Annotated in this window: 7 protein-coding genes; 1 reads left to right on the forward strand and 6 read right to left on the reverse strand. The window is 65.1% G+C overall.

The window, feature by feature from the left end; all coding sequences use genetic code 11:
• The first annotated feature begins 3 nt into the window (after positions 1 to 3).
• On the forward strand, positions 4 to 966 hold the full coding sequence (locus tag LGM56_RS32790) for an OmpA family protein (protein WP_226207836.1): 963 nt from the start codon (positions 4 to 6) through the stop codon (positions 964 to 966).
• 105 nt (positions 967 to 1,071) lie between these two features.
• On the opposite strand, the gene LGM56_RS32795 is transcribed toward LGM56_RS32790, so the two are convergent.
• The 6 genes from LGM56_RS32795 to tssH form a co-directional block, all read right to left on the reverse strand.
• Positions 1,072 to 3,366, reverse strand: a complete 2,295-nt coding sequence (locus tag LGM56_RS32795; RefSeq protein WP_226207837.1) for a DUF2235 domain-containing protein — start codon at positions 3,364 to 3,366, stop codon at positions 1,072 to 1,074.
• Positions 3,359 to 4,210, reverse strand: a complete 852-nt coding sequence (locus LGM56_RS32800; RefSeq protein ID WP_226207838.1) for a hypothetical protein — start codon at positions 4,208 to 4,210, stop codon at positions 3,359 to 3,361. The genes LGM56_RS32795 and LGM56_RS32800 overlap by 8 nt, the downstream gene beginning before the upstream one ends.
• 158 nt (positions 4,211 to 4,368) lie before the next feature.
• Positions 4,369 to 5,412, reverse strand: coding sequence for a DUF4123 domain-containing protein (locus LGM56_RS32805; protein ID WP_226207839.1), 1,044 nt, complete (start codon positions 5,410 to 5,412; stop codon positions 4,369 to 4,371).
• Entirely contained in the window at positions 5,412 to 7,970 is a 2,559-nt protein-coding gene (locus tag LGM56_RS32810) for a type VI secretion system Vgr family protein (RefSeq protein ID WP_226207840.1), read from the reverse strand. The genes LGM56_RS32805 and LGM56_RS32810 overlap by 1 nt, the downstream gene beginning before the upstream one ends.
• A 68-nt stretch (positions 7,971 to 8,038) precedes the next feature.
• Positions 8,039 to 9,160 carry a type VI secretion system protein TssA gene (gene tssA / locus LGM56_RS32815; protein ID WP_226207841.1) on the reverse strand — a complete coding sequence of 374 codons (1,122 nt, stop codon included), beginning with the start codon at positions 9,158 to 9,160 and terminating at the stop codon, positions 8,039 to 8,041.
• Between the two features lie 42 nt (positions 9,161 to 9,202).
• Positions 9,203 to 11,872, reverse strand: coding sequence for a type VI secretion system ATPase TssH (gene tssH, locus LGM56_RS32820; protein WP_226207842.1), 2,670 nt, complete (start codon positions 11,870 to 11,872; stop codon positions 9,203 to 9,205).
• Positions 11,873 to 11,890: the final 18 nt, after the last annotated feature.

Raw genomic sequence — 11,890 nt, forward strand, 5'->3', positions numbered from 1 at the left:
GGGATGCATTGCACGATTCAAGCCCGGCGCACGCGCTTTTCGGCCGCGCGCTCGCCCGCCGTCGCCGCCCTCCTCGCCGCCGGGCTCTTCGCCAGCGGCGCGGCCTTCGCGCAGAACACCGGCGCGACCGTCACGCCGGTCGGCAACGGCACGGTCGCGACCACCGCGCTGTCCGCGAACCCCGGCGCCGCGCCGGGGACGGCGTCCGGCGCCGTCGTGCACGGCACGGCCGGCACCGCGAACACCGTCACGCCGCCGCCCGCGACCGCGACGCCCGGCCAGGTGGTCGTCGGCGGCAAGGTGCCCGACGAGGCGACCAAGGCCGCCGTGCTGCAGAAGCTGCGCGATACCTACGGCGCGACGAACGTCGTCGACCAGATCGAGGTGGGCGATGTCGCAACGCCGCCGAACTGGAGCGCGAACGTGCAGAAGCTGCTCGGCACGCAGCTCAAGCAGATCAGCAAGGGGCAGTTGAAGATCAACGGCACGCAGATCGAGATGAAGGGCGAGGTGCACAACGAGGCGCAACGCCAGCAGCTCGCGAGCGACATGGCGAACACGCTGAACCCGACGTATACGATCAAGAACGGGCTGCGCGTGTCGGCGTCCGAACAGGGCGTGCTCGACCAGACGCTCGCGAACCGGACGATCGAGTTCGAGACGGGCAGCGCGACGCTCACGCCGCAGGGCAAGCTGATTCTCGACCAGATGGCGGCCGCGCTCGCGAAGATGCAGAACCGCACGGTCGACATCATCGGCCACACCGACAACTCGGGGAACCGCACGTCGAACATCGCGCTGAGCCAGGCGCGCGCGGATTCGGTGAAGGGCTACCTGATCACGAAGAGCATTCCGCCGCAGCAGATGACGACGACGGGCGTCGGGCCGGATCAGCCGATCGCGCCGAACGATACGGCGGATGGGCGGGCACGGAATCGGCGGATCGAGTTCCGGGTGGGGCAGTAAGTTTGCGGAGGGCGGCCGGCTCCATCGCGAGCCGGCGGGCGATCATCCGATGCGGGCGGCGACGGGAATTGTCGCCGCCCGTTTTTCATGGGCGGCGACCGGCCGTCAATGAACGGGAGGCGTCGCGCCGCCCTTGTACCTTTTCGCCCATTCCTGGCTCTGCTTGGCGGCCTGGTCGATACGGGCGGCGGCGAGGTCGTCCTTCTTGCGCTGTTTCGCTTCCTTGTCGAGATCACTCGACCCGAACGTATCCTTGTCGCGTGTCCGGAAGTACAGTGACGGCGCCAGCACATGGTCCTGCCAGCTCGTCAGCAGTGTGTCGTGGACGAGCATGTCGAACAGTGCCATCACGTCGGGCGGAAGCGGGTGCTTGCCTTCGATCCCTTCCTTCCAGGCCGACACGAGCTCCATTTCAGCTTCGGGCAGCATAGCGGCCTCGACCGTAGCCGCGCTGACCTTGTTATCAGAATCCCACGTTTCCGGCAGATTTCGGATGTGCTCCGCGGATTGCTTCCAGCCGTCCTGGTACGACGCGCTGCGCAGCTTCTTTGCCGCTTCCTTTTCGAGACGCTCCCACACCGTCGAATAGTCATTCGGCGCCTCCGCGATCAACTTCTCATAGCGTTTTTGCGCCGCGTCGCTCGCCGCCTTCATTCCCCGAAGCTTCGCCTGATCATCCGGGCTGCGGCTGGCCAGCATACTCATGTTGATGCCTTGTCGCTGCAGTTCCCAGTCGAGTTGCGACTTCGCGGTCTTGCGCTGCAGGTCGGCGTCGCCCATGTTGCGCTTCCAGTCGGCGACGGGGTCAGCGATCGTGCGACGGAATTCGGGGTCCATATAGCGGGCCGAGATCCAGCGCATGAAGACTTTCGAATGCTCCATGAAGTCGGCGCCGGGTTTGCGGGGGACGAGGGCGTAGTACGCATCGACGAGTTGCTTGATGCGATATTGCTTGCCGTCTGCATTGATCGGCTGTGCAATCGTGAATTTCCGGAAGGTGTCCGGCTTCTTATCTCGCAGATCCTCCATCGTATCCATGACGGCCCCTGCCTTCAACGCCTCCAGCAGCATGTCTCGCAGAGGAATCCGCATCAACTCGGCATTGAAGCCAAGCGAACCCTTGGGTGCGCCGCCAACGACGTCGCAACTCGTACCCGGATAAAGGAATTGCTCGCCGCGAGTCTTCTCGAGACTGTCGAGACGCTGATAAAAGCGCATCTCGTGCGCCGCGGCAAAATGAACGCAGCGCTGCACACTGGCCGGTATGCCCAGGGCTCGATCCTTGTAGCTGGTCTTGATCATCCCCAGATACGGAACCATGCCGATCAGCTCGCCGGCCTCTTCCGACATCGCCGACGAAACAGCATCGAGCAGGCCGACAAACTTGATCTGAATCGGTACGCCGTCAATGGCGAGATCCATGTCGTCCCTGCGCTTGTATTTCTCCGCTAGGTCGTTGACAAACGCACGCGCGAGCACACACCCACGGTCCGCGCCGAACACCGATACCTCGATGGCCCGAACCTTCGGCATCTGCTTCTTGACCGCGTGGTACGCCTCTTCGAACTGATCTTTGGCTGCGATCAACCGCGTATCGACACCCGTCCCGAAAGCCTTGGCCATGACGGAATTGTCACGCACGATCGGCACGTTCTCCATCGCTATGCCGACAAACAGACTTCGCGCAACCGCCCAGCCCGCCTTCATCGGGGCGCCTTTGACGTTGTTCTTGAAATCGTTCTTCGCGTTGCGCCACAACAGCGTTCCGGTCGCCTTGGTGCGTTCCCAATATCGCTCCGGCGACGCATTCACCACATTCATGACGCGCCGCGCCTGAGCGGGAATGCGCTCGATATCCTTCCGAAGATCCTGGAAGGCCTTATCGATTGGCCGAAGCGAAAAATCCCCCTCGAGAAAGTTCTCGATGAACTGCTTCTTCACATCGTCGACACGCGTTTTCACGCTGGCCTGTTTGATTGGCGTATTGACGCGCGTGAACGACTTGGCGACCGACTCCGCTCCGCTCAGCGCCTTCTTGCCTCCCATCTTGGCCGCGGCTACGCCCGCATTGATCCATTCATTGGACTTGGCTGACTCATTGAGCGGCGTGCCCAGTCCCGAATAATAGAAACGGAACCAGAACTGATTGACCGGCCGATGCCTGTCATCGTTGTCGCGGTGCGCTTCCCACAAACGGCAGATGTTTGAATATTGCGAGCTCGACTTGTCGTCAATATCGCGACTTCTGCCAAACGCATCGAAGAAAAATCCCATGCGGATCGTCGCGCCACATGGCAAACAGTCCCCTTTCGGATACATGTTTGCGTCCTGGCAGACAAGCTGCATGTATGTGGACATCGGTGTCGCGTCATCCGGATCGAGCTTGATTCTCTCAGCCATGCTGCTTCTCCTCTACGCGCGGCGGCGGCACCAGGCCGTCGGGAATCGTCGGTACGTTCAACGGCTTGAACTTGCCGCTTGCCAGTTCGGCCAATACGTTCTTCGACAGCGATTGCATCGACTTGGCGAACGCACCAGGCTTTCCGGCCGCAGCCCGCAAGATCCGCTGCACTTCCGGATGCGCATCGAATCGACTGTTCACGAGCAAACTGAAATACGCGTACTGCTCGAGGTCGTTCCGGTCGGTCAGCTGGTATTTAAGCCACGCCGTCGCAACGGCACGCGCAATGCGCCGATGCGACTGTCCATCCGTGTCGTCGAATTTCTTGTCCAGTTGCTCCTGATAGTGCGTCGCCATCCATCGGGAAACATCCACGACCGGAATGCGCGATTCGTCCAGCAGTTGGCCCGGGAACTGAAACTCGACGTGACGATCCGGATAGAAATGAACTTCGAGAATCCGGCTGCCGACTTTCTCAGGAACGGCCGACGGCGGCATCACGACCTTGGTCTCGACTTGCTGCGCATGCGAGTCGTCCATCGTCCATCGATCTGCATCGTAGTACTTCCACTTGACCGTAAATTCGGTGCCTTTGAGCGTGTAGCAACACGCCACACTGCCGCCACCTGCGCCCGGCGGATCGTCTCCGCCACCGCTTGCCTTGTTGCCGTAACCATCGGTGATGGTGAAACCGTTCATGTTGTACGGCAGATAGTTCCGGCCCATGACCGAAATCCCGCTGTAGGTCGGCTCGGATTTACCACAGGCCGTCACGGCGGCGAACAACAGGCAAGTCGCCAGAACACGAGCCGTCATACGCGCCAGTTTCGTTCCTCTATGCATCGATGTTTCCCTTCTGAGTGACGTCTCGAACGCCGCCCAATGACGAGCAAGCGTCGGTTTTGCATATGTGATCGATCATCGCCGCACGCTGCTCGAAGGCGGTCCGGCATGCGATGCCGATCTGCGCATGCCCGCGCCCCTGATCGAGCGTATCCGACTCAGCCGTGCCCCGCCTCCAGCAACGCGCGCTCATGCGCGTCGCGAATCGCATCCCAGGTCGCATCGTCGATCGACGCAAGCGCCGCATCGACGCTCGTTTCCCCGCGCGACACGGCTTCGAGCGACGACTTCACGGCCGGGTGCTCGTCGAACCGCGGCGCAACCTGCACGCCGGTCACGACATAGCAGAGCAGCCCGATCTCATCGGCAATCCCGTGCGCCGCCGCGCGATCGAGCTGCTCGACGACCTGATCGTGAAGGTCCGCATCCGACAAGTGATCGACCACCGCCCCCATCGTCTCGCGAAACTTCAGCACGAGCTTGTCCGGATACCCGAGCTCGATCAACCGAGCGTGCTGCTGCTCGCTCAGGCCCGGCGCATCGGCTGCCGGCGCCGCGCCTTCGATCGCCGGCGCATCGTTGCGCCACACGACCTCGTCGAGCCGACGATCGCGATACCGGATCTCGGTGAACGGCGCAACGAACTGCCGCGCCTGCGCATCGCTCCACACCTGCCGCAGACGTTCGAATACGTGGTTGTTGAAGAAGAACAGGTAGTACGAGCGACCATTGGGCAGCTTGTACTGCACATACCGGCGCAGATGCGCGTCGAGCGCATCGAACGTCCACGTCGACCACAGCCACGTCACCGCATGCAGATCGACTGCATCGAGCCACAGCTGGCGCAGCAGCCGATGCTGCCCGCCATGCTCGTCGTCGAGCGCGTCGCGCTCGAACGCGATCAGGTACGGCGCGATATCGGTATAGGCATCGAGCCCGGTATCGATCCAGAGCGACGCATAGCGCAGGCCGCGCACCGTCGCGAGCTGCACATCCAGCTCCTGATAGCCGCGCGTATCGACGAGCACATAAAGCCGCATCGCCCTGCCGTCGTCGTCCGCATGCGCCAGCGAAGCCTTCAGTGATTCCAGGAACGCCGGCCACGCCGGCTCGCGCGGATTCGGCGCGGTGTCGACGACTTCGCCTGGCTCGACGGCGTCGTCCCGATCGACCACATCGCCCGTGTCGTTGACCTCGTCCATCAATCCGCCTCGACCATCGATTCGCGCCCGCTATGCGCGTTCAGCACGCATTGCTTGCACGTGCCGCCCGGCATCGCGGGCAGCGGATACGGCATGCTCGTCGGCCCGCTGAACTGGTGCTGCGCGCCCTTGATATCGATCTTCCCCGGCGCGTGAATCTCGATGTTGCCGCCCTTGATCCGGATATAGGCGCCACCCGACGTCAGCAGAACCTCCTGCTTCGCGGCCACATCGATGGCCTCGGTCGCCGCCACCAGCTTCACCGTCTTCTGCGCGGTCAGCTCGATGTTGTCTGCGTGCGCCTGAACCTCGACGTTGCCCTTCGCGGCGAACAGCTTCATTCCGGCATTCTGCGCGAACAGGCTGATGCGGTCGCGGATGCCGGCGATCAGCGACTTGCCGCTCGTGATGAAGGTGCTTTGACCGCTGACGATATTGGTCTGCCGGTCGCTCGCGACATGCACCGACTGCTGCGACGCCATCCCGATCCCCGCCGGGCTCGCGAACAGCATCACCGGCTCCTTGAACGCATTCGCATTCCCCGTCCCGCCGCCGGCGGTTCGGCCGCCAGACGACGCGCCTGCCAAGCTCTCCTGCGTCGCGTCGGTGAATGTCTTCAGCGCGTCTTGACCGTTGCCGAGGCTTTCCGCCTGATGCGCTTCGCTGACCTGCGACAACGATTCGATCAGCCCCTCGGCATTGACGAGCTGCTGTTGCGTCTCGCGCACGTCGAGCGGCTGGCTGTTCGCCTGCTTCGGATGCGTCGTGACGTACAGCCCCTGCCCGGCACGCACGGCGCCATACGCATCGGTGCGCAAGTCGAACCCCGAGCCGAGATACGCGCCCCGCGTGTTGCCGTTCTGCTCGATCAGGTAGCCGAGATGCAACAGCGAATTTGCGCTGCTGCTGAACAGGCGTGCACGGTTCTGGCCGGTCGCGTCGTCGAGCACCATCTCGTTGTGCCCCGACCCCGCGTACTCCTTCGACCGGAAGCCCGACAGGATGCCGTCGCTATGCCACTGCGGCCTGGTTGCCCCGTTGTAGACGCGATGCATCACGATCGGCCGGTCGCAGTCCCCGCCGATGTAACCGATCAGCACTTCCTCGCCGACCCGCGGAATATGGACGGCCCCGTAGCCGCCGCCGCTATCCGACTGCACGACACGCATCCAGCACGATGCGGTTTCGGTGCCCTCGTTCTGTCGGTCCCAGACGAACATGACCTTGATGCGGTTCAGCTCGTCCGTATACACCTCTTCGCCCTTCGGCCCGACGACGACGGCCGTCTCGAGCTGCATCACGGGCTTCTTGTGCTCGAACGGGCTGCGATACGGCACCGCCGCACGTTGCGCTTCGACCTCGACGAGATAGAACCCGGCCGAACCGTCGTCATGACCCACTTCGAACGAAACAGCCGAACCGTGACCGGCTTTCGCCTGCGCGAGCCGCGCCTGCAGGCTGTGGGGGAAGTTCGCTTCGTGGTCCGAGATCGGCAGGTTGTTCTCGATGTACCGCGACACCTTCAAGGCCGCAAATTCCCGGTCCTGCGCCGAATCGCGGTCGTGCTCGGGATGGTCCGCCAGCGTGAAGCGCCGCCCCGCGTCGATCCCCCGCACGCCGCCCACGCCGAAGAAGCGTTTCGCGCGCGACTCCCATTCCTCGAGGCGGATCTTCGACAGATGCTCGCCGCGGTCCTGCCCCGCGTACGTGTATGCGCCGGTGTATTCGTAGATCTCCGTCTGGCCCGGCAGATCGCCCTGGCCGGCCTTCGTGGGCAACGTCGTGCCGTTCGGATTGCCGGGCGTCGACGGCGATTTGTAATCGAACGTGCGCGTGGTGTGCTGCGAACTCTGCAAGGTGCGCGACGCGGCCCACTGCGTGAATCCGGTGGCTTCGCTCCCGGCTCCCGAGCGGTCGAACCGGACGATATTCGGCGACACTTCGTCGAGCGCGTGCAGGTCGTCGGTGATGACGAGCGTGTGCGCGCTGCCGTCCTCGGCGTGCCGCCAGAAGCCGAACAGCCCTTCGTCTTCCATCAGGCGATGCACGAAGTTCCAGTCGGTTTCGCTCTGGCGACAGTAGGACCGCGACGGCAGCGGCTTCGACAGCGCAAACTGATAGCGACCCTTGGCCTGTGGATGCATATCGAACACGTCGGCCAGGATCGCGTCGACCGGCTTGTCCTGCCAGTACCGCATGTCGCTGCGGAACTTGAGGAAGTGCATCCACGACGCGAAGGTCAGCTGGTAGCCGGACAGGCTGCCGTCCGTGCCGAGCCGGCGCGCCGTATGGACGTAGCCGTTGATCGGGAGATACGACCGGTCCACCTGCTGGATCCACAGCGTCATCGGCTGCGCGATCAGCGTCTTGAGCTCGACGTCGCTCGCGGTGGACACGAGATCGAGCGTCACGCTGAAGTCGCGGCCCAGTTCGGAACAGATCACGGCCCGGCGCGGCACCAGCGCGTTGTTCGGCAGCGATGGGATGTCCGTCTTCAGCAGGCGATCCTGCTGAATCAGGCCACCGCGAATCGCCTGTGCCAGTTCGGTCAGGTTCATGCGTCGATCCACGTTCTTGTCTGCCGCGAGCCCGCCGGGCCCGCGCTCTCAGGTCAAATGCCCGTCGCTCACGACTGCTCGTCCGGCCTCACACCCAGCAACTCACGAATATGCGACAGCGAGCCGTCGTCCTTCACGACGCTCTCGAGCCACTTGTGCAACGGCATGTCGGCCCATTCGGCGGCCTTGTCGGCGAGATACGCGACCGGGCTGTGCGGCTCGGTCTGGCGGAAGTAACGGGCGACCGCGCGCAACTGGTCGACGGCCTGCGCACGGTTCTGGATGCCGGCGATCATCTGCGTCACCGGGGCGCGCGGAACGGGCTGCGGCTGCACGTGAGTCTCCTCCGTCTGGATCGGGTTGCCGAACACCGGCTCGATGCGCTCGGGCTGCGCCTGCTGCGCCGCCTGCGTGTGCGGCGCGCTGCCCGTATAGCCCTGCTCGCGCGCAAAGCGCTCGGCGAGCCGGTACACGGTCTCGAACGCATCGCGCGCCTGCCGGAAGCTCGGCGCCGAATCGCCCGCGCGCTCGACGAGCCGCTCCTCGAACGCATCGAGCGCGAATTCGAACGCCTTCAGGTTCGCGAGCAACGCGGTGTAGAACGCGATCGACGTCACGCGCCGCGACGAATCGATCTGCTCGATCGACGGCTTGCCGCGTGCGATGTCGTCCGCATGTTCGGGGTCGCGCTTGATGGCCTGCGCGACGTGCTGCGCCACTTCCCAGTCGAGCGTGCTGAACGCGTTCGACGCGCCGTCCGTCATCGGCACCGCGCGCAGCAGCTCGGCCGTGCGGCCGGACAGCCACGCGACGTTGCCGAGCCGGTGCTCGGTGTCGCCATCCTCGGGCAGCGGGTGGACGGTGTCCCAGAAGTCGCGGCACAGGCCCTCGAGCAGCGCATAGCCTTCGGTGAGGCCGGTGATGCCGTCCTCGAGCGCGAGCGCCTCGGTCAGCCACACGGCGAGCCGCAGGTCCTTCGTGCGCGTGCGCAGCAGCTCGGCTGCATGGTCGACCACGAAGCCCCAGTCGGCCTCCTTGATCTCGGTCACCCACTCGCCCTGGTCGAGCGTCGGATCGTCGTAGCGCCGCGCATCCTGGATCGCGTCGAATTCGTTCGAAAACAGCAGATCGTCGCCGCTGGGCGACGCATCGCTGATCGGCGTCAGCAGCTCGGGGAGATTGATCGGCATGGTTCGGTCAGTTCATCAAATGCTTGTGTTGCACGGCCACGCTCATTCGACGGTGTACGTGAATTCGCCGGCCTCGTCCGCGCGCACCGCGATGCGCGCGATGGCCTCGCCGTCGGCGATCCGGCCGAGCACGTGGCCCGCGATCTCCGGCAGCAGCGTGCCGTTCAGGATGTGGTCGACGTTGCGGGCGCCCGAATCGACCTCGGTGCAGCGTGCGAGCACCGCCTCGACGAGCGACTCGTCCCATTCGAACGCGGCCTTGTGGTTCGCCTCGATCCGGCGGCGGATCCGCTCGAGCTTCAGCTCGATGATCTCGGCCAGCACGTCGTCGGAAATCGGGTAGTACGGCACGACCTTCATCCGCCCGAGGAACGCGGGCTTGAAGGTCTTGTACAGCTGCGGGCGCAGCGTCTCGGCGAGCGCGTCCGGATCGGGCAGCTCCTCGGCCGGCTTGTTCAGGCATGCCTGCATCACCGCGGATGAACCGACGTTCGACGTCAGGATGATCAGCGTGTTGCGGAAGTCGATCTCGCGGCCTTCCGCATCGTCCATCGCGCCCTTGTCGAACACCTGGAAGAACATCTCGAGCACGTCGGGGTGCGCCTTCTCGACCTCGTCGAGCAGCACGACGGAATACGGGTTGCGGCGCACGGCCTCGGTCAGCACGCCGCCTTCGCCGTAGCCGACATAGCCCGGCGGCGAGCCCTTCAGGCCCGACACGCTGTGCGCTTCCTGATACTCGCTCATGTTGATCGTGACCATCTTGCGCTCGCCGCCGTACAGGATGTCGGCCAGCGCGAGCGCCGTCTCGGTCTTGCCGACGCCCGACGGCCCGACGAACATGAACACGCCGCGCGGCTTGTTCGGATCCTCGAGGCTCGCGGTCGCGGTGCGCACGCGCTGCGCGATCGCTTCCAGCGCGTGATCCTGGCCGATCACGCGCGCGGCGAGCAGCGGCTGCAGGTTCAGCACGGTGTCGATCTCGTCCTTCACCATCCGGCCGAGCGGAATGCCCGTCCACGCGGCGACGATCTCGGCCACCACGTGGCCGTCGACCTGCAGCGGCACCATCGGCTCGCCGTCCTGCAGCGCGTGCAGCGCCGCGACGCGTTCGGCGAGCTTGTCGCGGGTGGCTTGCACGTCGACCGGCTGGCCGTCTTCCGACGGGCCGCGTGCCTTGTCGAGCGCTTCGCGCAGTTCGGTGATCTCGGCGACGATCACGCGCTCGGCTTCATAGCGCGCTTCGTCCTTCGCCAGTTGCTCGAGCGCCGTGTCGCGCGTGCCACGCAGCTCGCCGAGCCGCTCGTCGTGCGACGCGCCGCCCGCTGCCTCGCGCTCCAGCGACGCGATTTCCGCGTCGATCCGCTCGATGCGCTTCTTCGTGTCGTCGATCGCCGCCGGCGTCGCGCTGTGCGCGAGCGCGACCTTCGCGCACGCGGTGTCGAGCACGCTGATCGCCTTGTCCGGCAGCTGGCGGCCGCTGATGTAGCGATGCGACAGGCGCACGGCTTCGGTGATCGCATCGTCGAGGATCCGCACGTTGAAGTGCTTCTCCATCAGGCCGGACATCCCGCGCAGCATCGCGGCCGCGAGCGGCTCGCTCGGCTCCTCGACCTTCACGACCTGGAAGCGCCGCGCGAGCGCCGCGTCCTTCTCGAAGTACTTCTTGTATTCGCTCCACGTCGTCGCGGCGATCGTGCGCAGCTCGCCGCGCGCGAGCGCCGGCTTCAGCAGGTTCGCCGCGTCGTTCTGGCCGGCCTGGCCGCCCGCGCCGATGATCGTGTGCGCCTCGTCGATGAACAGGATGATCGGATGCGCGCTCTTCTTCACCTCGTCGATCACGCTCTTCAAGCGGTTCTCGAACTCGCCCTTCACGCTCGCGCCGGCCTGCAGCAGCCCCATGTCGAGCACGTGCAGCGCGACGCCGCGCAGCGGCGGCGGCACGTCGTCGGCCGCGATGCGCAGCGCGAGACCCTCGACGACCGCCGTTTTGCCGACGCCGGCCTCGCCGGTCATGATCGGATTGTTCTGGCGGCGGCGCATCAGGATGTCGATCGCCTGGCGGATCTCGGCTTCGCGGCCGATCACCGGGTCGATCTTGCCGTCGCGTGCGCGCTGCGTGAGGTTGGTCGTGTACGTGTCGAGCGCGGGCGTCTTCGACGGGCCGGATGCGGGCGCCAGGCCGTCGGCGGCCGGCGCGACGTCGCTCCCTTCGTCGTCCGCCTGACGCGGCTCGGCTTCGCTCGAGCCGGCCATGATCTCGTCGAACTTGTGCTTCAGGTCCGTCACGTTCATTTCCGCGAACTGCGACGACATCCGCTGCGCGAACTGCGCGAGATCGGGCGCGGTCAGCAGCGCGAGCAGCAGGTGCCCCGAACGGATGCGGCCGAGCTGCGAGTCGAGCGACGCGATCAGCCAGGCCTGTTCGAACAGCGCGATCAGGTGCACGGAGAACACCGGCGTGCGCGTGTTGCCCGTCTTCAGGCGCGTCAGTTCGCGCTCGAGATCGGCGTGCAGCGCGTGCGGATCGACGCGGCTCGCGCGCAGTGCGAGCGGCAGGTCGCCCGTCGCTTCGTCGAGCAACGCGAGGAACAGGTGCTCGAGATCGACCTCGTAGTGGCCGCGCGCCAGGCACGCGCTCGCCGCACGCTCGGTCGCGTGGCGGCACAGCGGGTTCAGTTTCGTGATCAGGGTCTTCAGAGGCGTGCTCATGGCGTCGATCTCAGGTTC

Origin of the sequence: Burkholderia sp. AU38729, assembly GCF_020419725.1 — a bacterium.
Classification (GTDB): Bacteria; Pseudomonadota; Gammaproteobacteria; order Burkholderiales; family Burkholderiaceae; genus Burkholderia.

Bases quoted from the DNA above. Each gene is read 5' to 3' on its own strand.
- LGM56_RS32795 (WP_226207837.1), bottom strand. From the start codon at position 3,366: ATGGCTGAGAGAATCAAGCTCGATCCGGATGACGCGACACCGATGTCC.
- LGM56_RS32810 (WP_226207840.1), bottom strand. From the start codon at position 7,970: ATGAACCTGACCGAACTGGCACAGGCGATTCGCGGTGGCCTGATTCAG.
- tssA (WP_226207841.1), bottom strand. From the start codon at position 9,160: ATGCCGATCAATCTCCCCGAGCTGCTGACGCCGATCAGCGATGCGTCG.
- LGM56_RS32790 (WP_226207836.1), top strand. From the start codon at position 4: ATGCATTGCACGATTCAAGCCCGGCGCACGCGCTTTTCGGCCGCGCGC.
- LGM56_RS32805 (WP_226207839.1), bottom strand. From the start codon at position 5,412: ATGGACGAGGTCAACGACACGGGCGATGTGGTCGATCGGGACGACGCC.
- tssH (WP_226207842.1), bottom strand. From the start codon at position 11,872: ATGAGCACGCCTCTGAAGACCCTGATCACGAAACTGAACCCGCTGTGC.
- LGM56_RS32800 (WP_226207838.1), bottom strand. From the start codon at position 4,210: ATGCATAGAGGAACGAAACTGGCGCGTATGACGGCTCGTGTTCTGGCG.